Consider the following 15,746-nt stretch of genomic DNA (forward strand, 5'->3'; position numbering starts at 1 on the left):
TAAACCCCCAGGTCAGCGACCCGGGGGTTCTTTGTTGTCTGAACCAGTGGGGCAGGTGGCGCACCACAACCGCACCATAAGGCGTAGCCACACCTCTGGCTGATTGCCGGAAGGATCGGAGTCGGCCCCAGCTTCCTGGATGTAGGCGAACGCACTGGCCGAGCTGGGGTGCGCATAGCCGCAGAGGTATCGGTACACGGTGTAGAGCTGCCTCCGCGGGTCGATCTCGTCGCACTGTGCCTGGAACCGACGAAACACCTCACTCTCGTCGGTCTTCTCCACCGCCTCGCTGTTGATCTGGTCGATCAGGTCTTGAGGCACATTGAACGCCGTCTGCATGTCGTTGGCTGCCGCTCGGTTCACCCGACCACCCTCGGCAAAGACTCCGAGTGCACCAGCGTCCCCCTTCTGAGACAGCCAGTGCAGGCTGACAGTGGTCTCGAACATGGTTCGCAGCAGTATCAGGGCTTCATGTGCGAGACCGTGATCCACCAGATGCAGAGTCGCCTCAGCCAGCCGATGAACTTCGGTGCACCAGCCATGCCCGAGCAGGACGGACCGGTACTTGCGCTGTCTGGTCTCGATCGGCCCAGACGCCCGAAAGTCGGCGATCAACTTCTCAATGGCATCGCGGTACTGCTGCTTCTGTGAAGAGAACCGGCGCCAGCCGACCGAACGGTAGACCCAACACATGACCGCTGACAGCTGATCTTGTCGTCAAACTCGTCCGCAGCCAGAGATCGTGGACTATCTGTGGACGAGTTCCGACCCACCGCGCTGTGGGGGAGCGCTGACCTGTGCATACGCCAGGGACCGAAGCGCCCTCCGAGCCATGTGCAAGCAAAGCCGCTCCGTAAGTTGTTCGGCTGTCCGGGAGAGTCGGGTGTGGCTCTAAAGCCGCTTGCCCCCGGTGGCTCCGGTGGAGTGGCCGCCCGGCTCTCCGGGACGCCTGGCCGCCGATTGAGATGTGCGCATAGGTCGCTGTTTACGGAGCTGACGGCGGGTGTCCCCCGGACGGAACAGGTACTGCCCGACGCTGAGGAGACGCCCATGGCCGACCGACCATTCCGCCTCTGGGTCGGTATCGACGCCGGCAAGGCCCACCATTGGCCGGCCGCCATCGATGCCACCGGGGCAACGATCTGGAGCCGGAAAGTCCCCAACGACGAAAGTGAAATCCTGAGCGCGCTCGGTGAGATCCTCCCGTTGGCGGAGGAGGTCTGCTGGGCCGTGGACATCACCGGCACCGCCTCCGCGCTGCTGCTCGCTTTACCAGCATCATCCGCGACGGCCCCAATCGCGACTACTACCTCAAGAAGCGACGCGAAGGCTGCAAACACGTTCAAGCCGTCATCGCCCTCGCTCGTCGACGCGTCGATGTGCTCTGGGCCCTACTGCGCGACGGAAGGCTCTTCACCCTCCACCCACCAGCCGCGCACGGTGCTTGAAATGGGCCAGCGGGCCCCACTCTCTGGCGATAGCCTGCGAGCCAAACCAGAGAGGCGGACCCAGTGGGCTTCGACGCAGAACGATCAGCGCGCATCGCTGCCATGCAGGAAACCGCCCGGCCCGTCTGGGAGGCAAGTGGCGATACGGACGCCCTCCAGCAGTTCCTCAAGGACAACGGGTGCCATGGAGTGGAAGCCGTGTTCGTCACCATGGGCCTCTTGGACTGCGATCTCGCCGAGGCCCAACGGGCCTTCTTCAACGCCCCGTGCCGCGACGCCGAACGCCGCTTCCACAACGACGCCTTGGATCTGCTTGCCAAGGACGCCGCCGACGACGCCTGACAACAGGCGGAGCCTTGACTGGGTCATTAAGACTCCACCAGTGCTGTGGGCCGGGAAGGTTCGTTGGGTTTGCTCGTTGTGCTGGTTGGGCAGGGAGCTCCATCCAGGTGGCGGGAGCGACACCACCGGTCAAGATCCGCGGGTTGACTGAGCAGGAGAGGCAAAAGCTGCAGCAGATCGTGCAGCGAGGCACTACAAGATCGAGTCGCAGCTGCTTCGTGCCGGCTACAGGATCGACTGGCCGACGAGCATCAATTCGGGAACCAGCGCGGGGCTGGAGCAGCGGGGGTAACTCCCTTAATGTGCAAGCCACACGGACGGGGGGCACATGCCAAAGTGCACAGGCCGAGGATGCACGAATGAAGCGCGCCGGACACCCTACGTAGAGGGTGTCTACTGTCGGCCATGCGTTCGCGCGCTGCGAGGGCCCCGCGAGTCTGACGCTTACCTCGAAGAGGCACGTAAAGAAGCAAGCGCGGCCAGACGGCGGTTAGCCAAACGGCTCGCCGAGCAGGATGCGGCACGCCGAGCTCGGCAGGGCCTGGCATTGAAACCCCCGGGGCCGCTGCAGACGATGTCCCCCGGTTGGTGGGAGATCAACGACCGGTGGTGACACGGGCGCCTGGACCACGAACGCAGAGGCTGGACGATGTACGGCCGGAGCGAAGAGACACGGAATCAGTTGGCCAGTGTCGGCTTACCTGCAGCGTGGTGGAGGCCAGTGGGGGTGCAGCGAGGCACACGCGCCTGATCGGTCGGCGCACCCGCCGTCGTGGCTGGCTGTCGTCGGCTGAGGTTCGTGCCACTACCGTGCCAGATGCAGGGGTCACCCACGGTCAACGCCGGTGTCCTGTGGTCGAGTAGCCGCTTGCTTCCTCACCCAGCAAAGCCACAGCTCACTCGCGAGATCACCCCGCCTGTCTCCTGAAGCGGGTGTACTCCCAGAAGGTTGAGCATGTAACGGCACGGCGGGTTTGGTCCTCGGCCTCTAATGCGTCGGGCTTGGGCTGGGCGGTGCGCCGGTAGCGGCGCCGCTCTTCGAGGGCCTTGGTGATGGGGGCGTCGTGCCAGCGGTTGGCGCCGTCGCAGGTGTCGTCCGGCTCGGGCCAGCGGCCCCGGCTGCGGTCGGCGCGGGTCGTGACGGTAGTGACGTCGATCCGGGCGGCCTCGAGCTCGCGGGCGGTGCAGAGGCGCTGCGGCTCGAGCTCGGCGCAGCCGCCGGATAAGAAGCGCTGAGTGTCCTAGAGACGGGCTGGGCATGAGATCCGATTGCCGCAGCCGCAGGGTGCGACGCACGGAATGCCCTAGAGGGGGGCTGAGCGCCGTGAGGTCGGGTGGGTGGGAGGGCACCGGGCCCGCTCTTGGCAGTCGCCGTACCGGAGGGCGGGTGCGAGGAAGTTTCGGCGGGCGTCGCTGCTGCCCGGCCGTCGCTTCCGCCAGTGCTCGATGTGACGGCAAGAGTCGCGCCTAGGGCCACGGAGAGAGCCAGGGCCGTCCCCGCTGCCAGGCGACGGCTCCGGCGAGTGCCGCCGGGGAGGTTGCGTCGGGTGACTGCCGCCTCCTGAGAGCGTATGTGCTCCTTCGTTCCGGGGTGAGCGGCCAGCGGCGTCGGAAGGCCCGCCTCGGAGGGCGCCGAGAGCGGCAGGGGGTATGGATCAGGTCCGGCGTTCCGGGAGGCGAGGGCTTGCGCGCACTGCTCGGCGTCCGGACGGGCCTCGGGGTCCTGGGCGGTCATGGCCCGCAGCAGGGTCGCGAATTCCGAGGGGAGCCAGGTGGGGACTTCGGGTGGGCGGTGTAGGCGGGCGACTGTCGCCTCCAACGGCGTACCCTGGTACTCCAGTTCGCCTTTCAAGCACTCCAGCAGGACCAGACCGAGCGCGTAGACGTCGGCGGCCGGCCCGATCCGCCTGCCCTCAACCTGCTCCGGTGCCAGATAGGCGGCGGTGCCTATCAGCACGTCCGGTGCCGTATGGCGGGTGGCGTTGGCCAGGCGCGCGATGCCGAAATCAGCCAGGTGAGGAGCACCGGCCGCGTCGAGGAGGATGTTCGACGGTTTGATGTCTCGGTGCACGACGCCGGCGCGGTGGACATAGGCCAGCACCCGCGCGAGGGCGGCGCCCACATCCACCACACGCCGCTCTGACAGCGCTCCACACGCCAAAAGGCCGCGCAGCGTGGTGCCCTCGATCAGTTGCATGACCAGGTAGGTGCGGTCATCGTGGCGGCCGGCGTCGTAGACGGTGACCAGCCCCGGGTGCTGCAGGCGGGCCAGAAGGACGGCCTCCGCGGTGAGACGGTCCTCCGTCTGCGGGTCCGGGCCGGGCCGGAACACCTTGACGGCCACGGGCCTCCGAAGGCGCGTGTCAACGCCCTCGTACACGTCGGCCATGCCTCCCGATCCGATTCTCGCGCCCAACCGGTAGCGGCCGGAGAGGACTTCGGCGGGCTGCTCATCCGCTGGAACCGGCTCTGGCGTCGGCGGGGCTGCTGATTGGCGGGCCTTCATCTGGTTCTCCGTTGCTGTCACCGCGTACCGGACTCGGCCATGGGCCATGCTGCGAGGCGGGTACCCCCAGCCTGTGTCAGATATCCGGGCCAAGTCGGCGCAGCGACGAAAACGGCCCCGCCTCCCCCGTGGCCGGCGCGTTGCAGCAGGTCAGGCAAGCTGCCAGCCGGACAACTGCCGTCGTCGCCAACCTCCGCCGTCAGCCGCTTCCCCGGCAGGTCACTGACCGGCGGCCGACAGCCGTGGGGGTCAGCAGGCGACCGGGACCAGGAGACACGAGCTCCCAAGCTGCGGTTCCCTCGTGAAGACGGGTCTTGCTGTCAGACCCGCGCTGTACGGTCCGCTCCATGGCAGAGAGACCGACGACGAACTGGCGCAGTGGCATAGCCAGCGCGCGGCGCAGCCGGGTCAAGCCTCGGTGAGCAGGCGAGCCTCCGGATCCCGACCGGCGGGGCCGGGAGAGCACGACGCGACCTCGGCGCTGGGCTGCTCGGACATGGGGCAAGGGTAGCCGGGCCGCACACACATGCGGTTTGCTCATCCGTGGAGCAATCGCCTGGTCGGCCCGCCCGGCGTTCTCACCGCCACATCGGCGTCCTGTCCACTCATCGGACACCCAGCGGTTGCTGTCGGACGCCCGGCCTACCCGCCGTGGCGGCGAAACTCCCGAGCACTCAGCCAGCCCTGACGCACGGCCAAGACCGACCACACACCGGCCACGGCGGCCATCCAGCGCGCCTGCAGCACCACGGCACCCGTCACAGCGAGTGCCGAGACCAGGGCATCCAGGCCGGTCACGCAGGCGTCTCGTACCCATTGAGCCGAGTTCCGGATCACTCCTGCGCTCCTTTCACGCTGCTCATCAAAGCGTCTGCGACGCTCTCAGGTCCCGGCTCGGGCTCAGCCATGCCGAAGCAACCGCCACGGCCGAGGCCGCCACGAGTACGGCCGCCGCCCAGCGCGCCCCCGCTTGCACGCCACCGCCGCTCACCACGTGCAGGGCGAGCGTGACCAGGGCGACGCCGAGTGCTGTGCCCAGACCGCGCGCCATGTTCACCAGTCCCCCTCCGGTACCGGAGGCCCGCGCCGGTATGCTGCGCATGATCATGCTGTTGTTGGCCGGAGTGAACGTCCCCAGCCCCAGCCCGGTCAGCGCCAGCACCGGCACCAGCCAGCCGATCGTCAGCGGGACGACCAGCAGCGCGGCCACCGCCAGAGTGAAGGCGCAGGCTCCCGCCAGGCAACGGCCGCGATCCGGAAGGCGGCCGGGGAGCAGGCGGTCGCCGCCGGTAGCGGCCAGCGCGAATCCGGCCGGCAGCGCCGTGAGCACGAGTCCGGCGGTCAGGTCCGAGGTGCCGCGCGCGGTGAGTACGACGGGCACCAGCACCAGCGGTCCGAACAGCACCAGATATCCGCTCAGGGCCCCGACCAGCCCAAACGTCACCGTTCGCACCCGCAGCAGGGTCAGGTCCAGCAACGGGACGGCGGCCCGCCGCTGCCAGCGCACAAACGCCCAGCCCGAGCCGGCCGCCAGTAGGAACAGGAGGGCGACCCCCCAGTCGGGCACGGCAAGCCCGGATGCCGCGGACACCCCCATCAGGGCACTGGTGGTGGTCACCGCGAGCAGTCCCCATCCTGCCCAGTCGAAGCGTGCCACCGCCGTACGGGCCCGCGTCCGCGGCAGCAGATAGTGCCCGCCGACCAGCGCGATCAGCCCAACCGGCACGTTCACCCAGAACACCCAGCGCCACCCCAGCGCCGAGACCAGTGCCCCGCCCACCGTCGGACCCAGCGCAAGCCCGAGCGCCTGGGCGGCGGCCTGCACGCCGAGCGCGCTGCGCATCCGCTCGCGCGGTGCACTGGTGGTCACCAGGGCGACACTGTTGGCCTGCATCATGGCCGCGCCGGCGGCCTGGACCACACGGAACGCGACAAGTGCGAGCAGAGACGGAGCGAGGCCGCAGGCGGCGGAGGCCAGAGTGAAGACGGCGAACCCGTACAGGTACAGCAGCTTGCGGCCGTGCGCGTCGGCCAGCCGCCCGGCCGGCACCAGCAGGGCCACCAGCGTCAGCAGGTAGGCCAGCGACACCCACTCCACCGCCGCCAGTGACGCGTGGAACTCCGTGCGCAGACTGCCGTAGGTCAGCGTGACGATGCTGGCGTCCAGCTGCCCCATGAACGCCCCGAAGCACACCGTCCCGACGGCCAGCCACCAGGCGTTCGGCAGCGAGCGCACCCCCTCGGGACGTGGCCGCTCAGCGGTGAACACAGTGGACCAGCTCCCTTTCGAGGGGTGCGGACTCATGTCAGTGGCCATACCTCCCAGGTTACATCGGTCACCGAACTATTTTGCCATCGTCCTATCTCGCGGTCGCGGCAGCTGCACCCACTCCGTCCGGATGACGAAGTCGAGGAATGTCCATGGCGGCTGCCGCGGCCCCCTCACGCAAGGCAAAGCGGCCCCGACAACTCAGGGGAATCGCGTCGATCGACCTGGACAAAAATCGACCTGGACAAAAGAAGCGGCCCTGCGGCATGTCACCGAGCAACTCAAGACCCCCTACGGCGACCCCCACACCCCCCCGAGGAGATCGCGCCGTCGCCACGGCACGGCAGACCTTCACATTCCTGCCGATTCGCACCTACGTGCCCGTTCCAGTGGAACTCGAGGCCCGCCGCATCCTGGACGAAGAGTCACCCGACACTCCGAAACCGTCACGCAGGTCGGCAGTCCAGAGCATTCGAGTGGCAGGCCAGTCGGCCATGTGAACAAGTCGCCGGCCACAGGCTGGAGATTGAGACGAGCAGGCCGACACCGGCCGACCTGCCGGCCCGCACGATCACATCACCTGACCTCACGAGCTTGTCAACGGCGACGCCGAGCGCGGCGATGCCGAGGATGGGCAGCCATGCCTGGCCGGTTATCGGCGACGCACGGAAGACGTGACTCACGGCTTGGAGTTCGGTGCGGGGGGAGCCGCTCAGGTGGGTCCGGATGCACATCAGTCCCCTGCTCAGGCAGCTGAAGCGAAACCGAAAAAGTCAGATATTTTGCCTGTCTCAAATACCCCGGTGGGTATTTGACCGGCCTCGGCACGACGTCGTAGCCTCGTCAGCAATAAACCCCCCAGGGTATCCGTGGAGGCACTGGACAGGTGTCTGACCAGAGGGAAAGGACTTCCACCATGGTCGCCAGCCCCCCACCCGGCACCGACACGACCGCCGGCCGGCACCGCGTCGCCATCGTCGGCGGCGGCAGCGCCGGGATCAGCGTCGCCGCCCGGCTGCGTCGCGCCGGCGTCACCGACATCACCCTCGTCGAACCGTCCGACACGCACTGGTACCAGCCCCTGTGGACCCTGGTCGGCGGCGGCCAGGCATCCTTGCGCAGCACCCGCCGGCCCGAGGCGTCCGTCATTCCCGACGGAGTGCGCTGGATAGGCCGGCATGCCCTCGCCGTCGACCCCGACGCCCGCACCGTCGCGCTGTCCGGTGGCGCCGAGCTCACCTACGAGCACCTCGTGATGGCCCCCGGACTGCAACTGGACTGGGCAGCCGTACCCGGGCTCGCCGAAGCGGTGGGACACGACCGGGTGAGCAGCAACTACGCGCCGGAGTACGCTCTTCGCACCTGGGACCTGATCAGGCAGATGCGGTCGGGCACGGCCGTCTTCACCCACCCGGCGACCCCGCTCAAGTGCGGCGGTGCACCCCAGAAGATCGCGTACCTGGCCGCCGACCACTGGCGCAAGCAGAAGGTTCTCGACCGGATCCGGATCATCCTCGTCATCCCGGACCCCGTCCTGTTCAAGGTGCCCGAATGGGGACGCACCCTGGAGCAGGTGGCCGCCCGGTACGGCATCGAGGTGCGGCTGCGGTCGGAGATGACCGCCGTGAACGGCGACCGCCGCGAGGTCGTTCTCACCGATCACGCGAACGGTGCCGAGGAGACCGTCCACTACGACCTGCTGCACGCCGTGCCGCCGCAGAGCGCGCCCGACTGGGTCAAGGACAGCCCGCTCGCCGACCCGGGGAGCCCTCTGGGGTTCGTCGCCGCCGACAAACACACGCTGCAGCACCCGCGGTACGCAAACGTCTTCGCTCTCGGCGATGTGGCGAACCTGCCGACCTCCAAGACCGGCGCGGCCGTGCGCAAGCAGGCGCCGGTCGTGGCCGGCAACGTGCTGGACGTGATGAACGGCCGGACGCCTGCGCGGCGTTACGACGGCTACACCTCCTGCCCGCTGGTGACCGCCCGCGACCGGATGCTGCTCGCCGAGTTCGACTACGACCTGCGGCCCGCTCCCACCTTCCCGCTCATCAACACCTTCAAGGAGCGGCGCGACATGTGGGTGTTCAAGCGGTACGTGCTGCCGTCGGTGTACTGGCACGGCATGCTGACCGGCCGCCTGTGACCGACCGGCCCGGGCTTCCCCCGACCCGGGCCGGTCCTCTGCGCACCCGAGAGGCACCGACAGCGCGCCTGTGCCTCCTCTCACCCGGCATACCCCTGATTCAGCATGGAAGACCGCCCGTGTTCTTCGCCCAGTACTACCTCGACTGCCTGTCCCAGGCGTCGTAGCTGATCGCCGACGAGACCACCGGCAGGGCCGTGGTCGTGGACCCGCGCCGCGACGTCTCCGAATACCTCACCGACGCCGACGCCCACGGTTCCACCGTCGAGGGCGTCCTCAACACCCACTTCCACGCCGACTTCCTCGCCGGTCACCTGGAGATGGCCGCCCGCACCGGCGCCTGGATCGGCTACGGACGCCTCGCGAAGCCGAGTACCCCATCAACACGCTGGTCCGCGCCGTACGGCCGTGACCTCCCGGAACAGATCCGCCCCGGACGGGTACCAGAGGTACCCCGCCGGGTATGCGCGAGGCGGTAAAATACCCCTTGGGGTATGAACCGGAGGAGTGGTCGTGGAACTGGAGCTTGAAGGCTCGGACCTGAAATCCGTGCTGAACCGACTGCGCCGCGCGCAAGGGCAGATCTCAGGCGTGATCCGGATGATCGAAGAAGGCCGCGACTGCGAAGACGTCGTCACGCAGCTCGCCGCCGCGTCCCGCGCCCTGGACCGCGCCGGATTCGCCATCATCGCCACCGGTCTGCAGCAGTGCGTGACCGACATCGACACCGGCCGGAAGAACGGTGAGGACACCGAGCAGATCCGCAACCGACTGGAGAGGCTCTTCCTGTCACTGGCGTGAGAACGGCACGAAACGCTCGCTCCGCACGCGCGCTTCCGGGACCTCTCCGGACGCCGGCACGCGTGGGCCACAGACACTGGGACACCCGTTCCGGCACCGTCGAGTCATCGAAAGGCAAGGTCATGACCTACGACCGCACCGTGCACCTCGACATCGGCTTCGCCACCGCCGTCGAGCGTGTCCGCGAGGCCCTGTCCGCGCAGGGCTTCGGAATCCTCACCGAGATCGACGTCACCGCCACCCTCAAGGCCAAGCTGGACCAGGACATGGAGGAGTACGTCATCCTCGGCGCCTGCAACCCGACGCTCGCTCACCGCGCTCTCGACGCCGACCGCTCCATCGGCCTGCTGCTTCCCTGCAATGTGGTCGTCCGCACCGAGGGCGACCGTACCGCCGTCCAGGCGCTCGACCCGGACACGATGGTCGCCATCACCGGGCTCGATGCCCTGCGTCCCATCGCCGACGAGGCGACCCGCCGCCTCGACGCTGCGCTCGCCTCCCTCGCCACCCGGACCGCGTAAGTCCGACACGACTGCGTACAGCCGGTCGGCACCCCGGCTCCGCAGCCGGCTCCACGCTGCCCGAAGACAGGCGCCGTCCCGGACACCGGCAGCTCACACGCCCGTCACTCGGGCGGACAACGGATGCCCCGCACGCCCACCGAGGCCCTCGCCCGACTGCGCCGCGCCCTGAATGCCTCCGCTCGCACCGACGTCCGGGGGAGCCCTCCACCCAACCCGCCCCGGCTCACGCCAGGTGTGCCGACAGACGCAGTAATACCCCACCCGGTATCAGGAATACCCCCGGGGGTACTCATGTTACGGTGTTACTCATACCCCCCGGGGTAATCTAGTGGGAAGGGACATCTCCGTGTTCTTCATCGACACCATCGAGCTCGACGGTCTCGGCAACCGCCACTACCTGGCCGGCGGCAAGCAGACGGCCGTGGCCGTGGACCCGCCGCGCGACTTCGACCAGGTTCTGGCGGCGGCCGCCCGGCGCGGAGTGCGGATCTCGCACGTGGTGGAGACCCACATCCACAACGACTACGTCACCGGCGGGCTGGAGCTGGCGCGCGTGACGGGTGCCGCCTATCTGGTGCCGGTCGGCGCGCGCGTGTCGTTCGCCCGGGTGCCGGTGGCCGACGGCGACACGGTCACCGTCGACTCCGGACTGGACCTGCGAGCCGTGGCCACTCCGGGTCACACCCCGCACCACACCTCGTACGTGCTGCAGGAGAACAACGTGCCGGTGGCCGCGTTCACCGGTGGTTCGCTGCTGATCGGCACGGTGGGCCGGCCGGACCTCGTCGAGCCGCGGCTGACCGAGCGGCTGGCCCGTGCCCAGCACGCCTCCGCGCACCGGCTGGCGGACGAACTGCCCGACGAGACGTCCGTGCTGCCCACCCACGGCTTCGGCAGCTTCTGCTCCTCGGCGCAGGCCGAGGGTGACGTCACCACCATCGGCAGGGAGAAGAGCGGCAACGCGGCGCTGACCCAGGACGTGGACTCCTTCGTCGCGCGGCTGCTGGCCGACCTCGACGACGTGCCCGCCTACTACGCACACATGGGCCCGGCCAACGCCGGCGGCCCGGCTCCGGTGGATCTGACTCCCCCGGCCGTCGCCGACGCCGAAGAGATCGCCGCCCGCCTCGCGGCCGGCGAATGGGTGGTCGACCTGCGCAGCCGTATCGCGTTCGCCGAGGGCCATGTCGCCGGTTCGTTCAACTTCGAGGCGGACGGCAAGATCGCCACCTACCTGGCCTGGATGATCCCGTGGGGCAAGCCGGTGACCCTGCTCGCCGAGTCGCCCGAGCAACTGGCCGCCGCCCAGCGCGAACTCGTCCGGGTCGGCATCGACCGGCCCGCCGCCGCCGCGACCGGTTCGCCCGAGGAGTGGGTGGCCGAGGGCGGCTCCCTGGCGTCCTTCTCCCGGTCCACGTTCGCCGGACTGGCCGAGCACGGCACCGACGGCATCGTCGTCCTGGACGTACGGCGCGACTCCGAGCGCGCCGCCGGGTACATCGAGGGCTCCGTGCACATCCCCATCCACCAGCTGCACAAGCGGCTGGGCGAGGTGCCGGACGGCACCGTCTGGGTGCACTGCGCCGGCGGGATGCGGGCCGGTATCGCCGCCTCGCTGCTGGACGCCGCCGGGCGGGACGTGGTGGCCGTCGACGACGGATTCGACGCCGCCACCGGCGCCGGACTGCCCGTCGTCACCGGCTGAACAGCCCTGCCGTACCCCTCCGTCAGCCCCTCCGAGAGGTTGTGCCATGTTCCTCTTCCGTAGCAGCGGGGACCGCGTCACCGTGGACGAGGCCCGCCGACGCACCCAGGGCACCGGCGCCCCGGCCGTGCTGCTGGACGTGCGCGAGCAGGACGAGTGGGACGCCGGTCACGCTACCGGCGCCCTCCACGCGCCGCTTTCCCGCCTGGCGGCCGGCGGGGCACTACCCGCCGCGGGCCGGGGACGGCCGCTGGTGGTGATCTGCCGCAGCGGGAACCGCTCGCAGCGCGCCGCCAAGCTGCTGGCCGCACGCGGCGCCGACGTGGTGGACGTCAAGGGCGGCATGCAGGCGTGGGCCGCCGCCGGTCACCCGGTCGTCGACCGACGCGGGAACGAAGGCTCCATAGCATGACCGCTCTGATCCTCGCGCTCGTCGCCGGCGCCGTCATCGGCCTGGCCCTGGGTGGTCTCGGCGGAGGCGGCAGCGTCCTCGCCGTACCCGCCCTGATCTACCTGCTCCGTTTCACACCGGCGGAAGCAACGACGGCCAGCCTGGTCATCGTCACACTCACCTCGGTCACGGCGCTCGTCGGGCACGCCCGGGAGGGCAATGTGGCCTGGCGCACCGGGCTGCTGTTCGCCGCGGCCGGCATCGTGCCCGCGATGCTCGCCGGGGCCGCCGCCGGCCACCTGCCGCAGACCATGCTCACGGTCGCTTTCGCCGTCATCGCGGCGCTCGCCGCGCTGCGCATGCTGCGGCCCGCCCGCAGCGAGCCGTCCGGCGCGGTCAGCCCCGGCAAGGCGGGCGCCGCCGGGGCCGGCCTCGGCGCGGTGACCGGGTTCCTGGGCGTGGGCGGCGGCTTCCTCGCCGTCCCGGCACTGGTGAGCGTGCTGAGCCTGCCCATGCGCCGGGCTGTCGGCAGCAGCCTGCTGGTCATCACGATCAACTCCCTGGCCGCGCTCGCCGCCCGGGCCGGCACCGGCACGCACCTGGACTGGGCCGTCATCGCACCGTTCACCGCGGCGGCGATCCTGGGCGCCTGGGACGGCAAACGCCTGTCGAAGAAGATCAAGGGACATACCCTTCAGCGCCTCTTCGCCTACGTGCTGCTCGCGGTCGCGGCCTTCATGCTCGTGGACGTGATCGCATGACCGAGTCCACACGCCTCGGGGTCCACACTCCTCAGGCAAGGGGGCGGGAGAGCGTCAGGCCAGCGAGAGGAAGAGCTTCTCCAGCCGGGCACGCATCTGTTCACGATCCTCACCGGACCCGTCACCACTGCCGGAGTCCGCGAGGCACCGCTGGAGTCCGGTGGCAATCACGGCGAATCCTGCTCGGTCGAGGGCGCGCGATGCGGCCGCGAGCTGGGTGACGACCTCCTCGCAGTCGCGCCCCTCCTCGATCATCCGGATCACTCCGGATATCTGACCCTGCGCCCGGCGCAGCCGGTTCAGCACCGACCGCAGCTCCGCATCCGCCAGATCAAGTTCCACGACCACTCCTCACAGACACCCCACGGGAAACAAGCGCTCCCGTAACCGGGGCACCCACGACTCACAAGGATGACATTCGCCATGACCACCCCCACCGCCCTCGACCCCCGCCAGGCCCGCAGCCGCCTGCAGGAACTCACCGTCATCGACGTCCGCACCCCCGGCGAGTACGCCGGCGGCCACATACCCGGCGCCCTGAACATCCCTCTGGACCAGCTCGACCGGGCACTGCCGGACATCCGCACAGCCGCCCAGCGCGGCGAGGTCCTCGTCGTCTGCGCCTCCGGCGCCCGCTCCGAGAACGCGTGCCGGATGCTCGCGGACGCAGGCATCCACACCGCCACGCTCGCCGGCGGCACCGGCGCCTGGGCGGCCCAGGGCCATGACCTGCACCGGCCCGAGGGAAGCACGAAGGCGACCTGGGGCATGGAACGCCAGGTCCGCCTCACCGCCGGCTCGGTCGTCCTGCTCGGCCTGGCACTGGGCGAACTCGTCCACCCGGCCTTCCGACTGCTGTCCGCCGGCATCGCGGGCGGCCTGGTCTTCTCCGCCGTGACCAACACCTGCGGCATGGCCGCCATGCTCGCCAAGCTCCCCTACAACCGGCCCCGCAAGGCCGACCTCGATGCGACGCTGGCACGCCTGCGCGCCAACTGAGCCCGGGACCAGAGCGCCTACGTGGCGGCCCGGACCGGCTGCGCGCTGCCGCGCGCCCCGGCGGCCCGTCACGTTGGCCCTGCACACCACTCCCGCCACGGTCGACGCCAAGCGGCCGGCCTCCCGGCGGCCGGTGCGACCTCCATCCACGCGCCCGTATGCTCCTGCAACGGCGCCCATGGGACCGACGCCGGTTCACAGGGCTTGGCCGGCCCGCCGGCATTCGCGGGACCTTTCCGGTGCCTCTGCCCGACGGCGTGCCCATAGCGTGCCCTCAAGACCGGGCAATCGCGGTGAACACCGGTGCCTCGCTGCCCTCTCCGCAACCGGACAAGAGGGCAAAACCGCAGGTGAGGAGATATACGACCAGTCAAGTGCCGTCGCTTCCCAAGCTGAGAGCGCGAGTTCGGTTCTCGTCACCCGCTCCATGTGAGACCCCAGGTCTGCGGCCTGGGGTTGGTCTTTGCCCGGTCAGTCGGCTCTCCGCCGCTCCCTGAAACGGGCGGCGGCCGCCGCGAGATCCACGATCGGGGCGGGGTAGTCCAGTCCCGCACGGGCGGCTGCGTCGAGGTGGGGGACGCGGTGGACCGCGGTGGCGTCGAGGTGGCGGAGCTCGGGGAGCCAGCGGCGTACGTACTCCCCGTCGGGGTCGTACCGGCGTGCCTGGACGAGCGGGTTCAGGAGCCGGTTCGGGCGGGTGTCCGTGCCGGTCCCGGCGACCCATTGCCAGTTGAGCTGGTTGTTCGCCACGTCGCCGTCGACAAGGAGGTCCAGGAAGTGGCGGGCTCCCGCCCGCCAGTCCACGTACAGCGTCTTGGCGAGAAAGCCGGCCGCGAGCAGGCGGGCCCGGCCCGGCATCCAGCCCTGGTGGCGAAGCTGCCGCAGGGCGGCGTCCACAACGGGGTAGCCCGTGAGGCCGTCCTGCCAGGCTTCGAACTCCTTCGTGGCGTGGCGCCATCGGTCGTGTCGGGGCCGGTAGTCGTGGTCGGCAGCGTCGGGCCGGGCCGCCAGGACCTGGTGGTGGAAGTCCCGCCAGGCGAGCTGGCGGACGAAGGCATGCGCCCCGGGATTGTTCTGGGCGTGGGTCCGGCGCAGCAGTTCGGTGGGTGAGAGGCAGCCGAAGTGCAGGTAAGGGGAGAGCCGGGAGGTCGCGTCGGCAGCCAGGTCGTCGTGCCGGTCGCCGTATGCGGACAGCGGGCCCGCCAGCCATGACCGCAGCCTGCGGCGGGCCTCGGATTCCCCGCCGACGGGCAGGTCGGGTGACGCGGAGCCCGATGCGAGGGACTGTGCGCGAGGAAGGCCGACCGAGCCTACGTCCGGTAGCCGAACGGCGTCCGGTGCCGGCAGGACGCCGCGCACGGGGAAGCTCTCCCATCGGCGGAAGTAGGGGGTGAAGACGGCGAAGTGGCCCTTGCCCGCCGGTGTCAGTGCCCCCGGCGGCACGACCGTCAACGAGGCGTCGTGAACACGTAGTTCGCGCCGGTCGCCGGCCAGCTCCGTACGCAGCCGGTCCTCGCGCCGTGCCGCGTAGCGGCTCACCCCGCCCGCGATGTGCACCACGGCCGCCCCGGTCTCCGCCGCCACCCGGCAGGTCTCCTCGACCACGTCGCCGACGCGCACCACCAGCCGGCCGCCCCGCGCCCGCAGGGCCGCGTCGAGGTCGGCCAGGCTGTCGGCGAGGAACGCCGCGCGGTTGGGTCCGGCGAAGCCGGTGCGGCGGATACCGGTGTCGACGACGAAGAGCGGGACCACCCGGTCCGCGTCCTTCACAGCGGCCTGGAGGACCGGGTTGTCGTGCACCCGCAGGTCGGCGGTGAACAAGGCGACCGAGACGCGCACGGTCCTTGAGCCCCC

At 69.9% G+C, this 15,746-nt stretch carries 14 protein-coding genes and 2 pseudogenes; 10 read left to right on the forward strand and 6 right to left on the reverse strand.

The annotated features are described in order from the left end of the window. Positions 1-12: 12 nt before the first annotated feature. On the reverse strand, positions 13-693 hold the full coding sequence (locus R2S09_RS00805; RefSeq protein ID WP_316739194.1) for a DUF5677 domain-containing protein: 681 nt from the start codon (positions 691-693) through the stop codon (positions 13-15). A gap of 357 nt (positions 694-1,050) precedes the next feature. Between R2S09_RS00805 and R2S09_RS00810 the strand changes: the two are divergent. The 3 genes and pseudogenes from R2S09_RS00810 to R2S09_RS00820 all read left to right on the forward strand — a co-directional run. Then, a pseudogene (locus R2S09_RS00810) lies at positions 1,051-1,212 on the forward strand (transposase); the annotation flags it as partial. A gap of 59 nt (positions 1,213-1,271) precedes the next feature. After that, a pseudogene (locus R2S09_RS00815) lies at positions 1,272-1,448 on the forward strand (IS110 family transposase); the annotation flags it as partial. A 63-nt stretch (positions 1,449-1,511) separates the two neighbouring features. Next, positions 1,512-1,790, forward strand: a complete 279-nt coding sequence (locus R2S09_RS00820) for a hypothetical protein (protein WP_316739596.1) — start codon at positions 1,512-1,514, stop codon at positions 1,788-1,790. Between the two features lie 988 nt (positions 1,791-2,778). On the opposite strand, the gene R2S09_RS40490 is transcribed toward R2S09_RS00820, so the two are convergent. Both R2S09_RS40490 and R2S09_RS00830 read right to left on the reverse strand, forming a co-directional pair. Next, positions 2,779-4,344 (reverse strand): protein kinase domain-containing protein, encoded by a 1,566-nt coding sequence (locus R2S09_RS40490; RefSeq protein WP_399143904.1) that lies wholly within the window; start codon positions 4,342-4,344, stop codon positions 2,779-2,781. Positions 4,345-5,158: 814 nt separating this feature from the next. After that, the gene (locus R2S09_RS00830; RefSeq protein ID WP_372337628.1) at positions 5,159-6,613 is read right to left on the reverse strand and encodes an MFS transporter; all 1,455 of its coding nucleotides are present in this window, start codon (positions 6,611-6,613) and stop codon (positions 5,159-5,161) included. Between the two features lie 868 nt (positions 6,614-7,481). Between R2S09_RS00830 and R2S09_RS00835 the strand changes: the two genes are divergently transcribed. After that, positions 7,482-8,711 carry an FAD/NAD(P)-binding oxidoreductase gene (locus R2S09_RS00835; RefSeq protein WP_316739200.1) on the forward strand — a complete coding sequence of 410 codons (1,230 nt, stop codon included), beginning with the start codon at positions 7,482-7,484 and terminating at the stop codon, positions 8,709-8,711. 80 nt (positions 8,712-8,791) lie between these two features. On the opposite strand, the gene R2S09_RS40495 is transcribed toward R2S09_RS00835, so the two are convergent. Continuing rightward, positions 8,792-9,025, reverse strand: a complete 234-nt coding sequence (locus R2S09_RS40495) for a hypothetical protein (protein ID WP_399143905.1) — start codon at positions 9,023-9,025, stop codon at positions 8,792-8,794. Between the two features lie 199 nt (positions 9,026-9,224). On the opposite strand from R2S09_RS40495, the gene R2S09_RS00845 reads away from it, so the two are divergent. The 5 genes from R2S09_RS00845 (at position 9,225) to R2S09_RS00865 (ending at position 12,893) form a co-directional block, all read left to right on the forward strand. After that, on the forward strand, positions 9,225-9,512 hold the full coding sequence (locus tag R2S09_RS00845) for a metal-sensitive transcriptional regulator (RefSeq protein ID WP_306184828.1): 288 nt from the start codon (positions 9,225-9,227) through the stop codon (positions 9,510-9,512). Between the two features lie 122 nt (positions 9,513-9,634). Beyond that, entirely contained in the window at positions 9,635-10,033 is a 399-nt protein-coding gene (locus R2S09_RS00850) for a DUF302 domain-containing protein (protein WP_306184827.1), read from the forward strand. 349 nt (positions 10,034-10,382) lie between these two features. Then, positions 10,383-11,741, forward strand: coding sequence for an MBL fold metallo-hydrolase (locus tag R2S09_RS00855; RefSeq protein ID WP_316739203.1), 1,359 nt, complete (start codon positions 10,383-10,385; stop codon positions 11,739-11,741). 46 nt (positions 11,742-11,787) lie between these two features. Next, complete coding sequence (locus R2S09_RS00860; protein ID WP_306184825.1) at positions 11,788-12,153, forward strand: rhodanese-like domain-containing protein; 366 nt, start codon at positions 11,788-11,790, stop codon at positions 12,151-12,153. Next, positions 12,150-12,893 (forward strand): sulfite exporter TauE/SafE family protein, encoded by a 744-nt coding sequence (locus R2S09_RS00865; protein ID WP_306184824.1) that lies wholly within the window; start codon positions 12,150-12,152, stop codon positions 12,891-12,893. Before R2S09_RS00860 ends, R2S09_RS00865 begins: the two co-directional genes overlap by 4 nt. Positions 12,894-12,947: 54 nt before the next feature. Here the strand turns inward: R2S09_RS00865 and R2S09_RS00870 are convergent, their stop codons facing one another. Continuing rightward, positions 12,948-13,235 (reverse strand): metal-sensitive transcriptional regulator, encoded by a 288-nt coding sequence (locus R2S09_RS00870; RefSeq protein WP_306184823.1) that lies wholly within the window; start codon positions 13,233-13,235, stop codon positions 12,948-12,950. Positions 13,236-13,316: 81 nt separating this feature from the next. On the opposite strand from R2S09_RS00870, the gene R2S09_RS00875 reads away from it, so the two are divergent. After that, on the forward strand, positions 13,317-13,892 hold the full coding sequence (locus R2S09_RS00875; protein WP_306184822.1) for a rhodanese-like domain-containing protein: 576 nt from the start codon (positions 13,317-13,319) through the stop codon (positions 13,890-13,892). Between the two features lie 471 nt (positions 13,893-14,363). On the opposite strand, the gene R2S09_RS00880 is transcribed toward R2S09_RS00875, so the two are convergent. Then, a complete protein-coding gene (locus tag R2S09_RS00880) occupies positions 14,364-15,731 on the reverse strand; it encodes a deoxyribodipyrimidine photo-lyase (protein WP_306184820.1) in 1,368 nt (455 codons plus the stop codon). Positions 15,732-15,746: the final 15 nt, after the last annotated feature.

It is taken from the genome of Streptomyces sp. MK7 (assembly GCF_032658145.1).
In the GTDB taxonomy this organism is placed as follows: domain Bacteria; phylum Actinomycetota; class Actinomycetes; order Streptomycetales; family Streptomycetaceae; genus Streptomyces; species Streptomyces spiralis.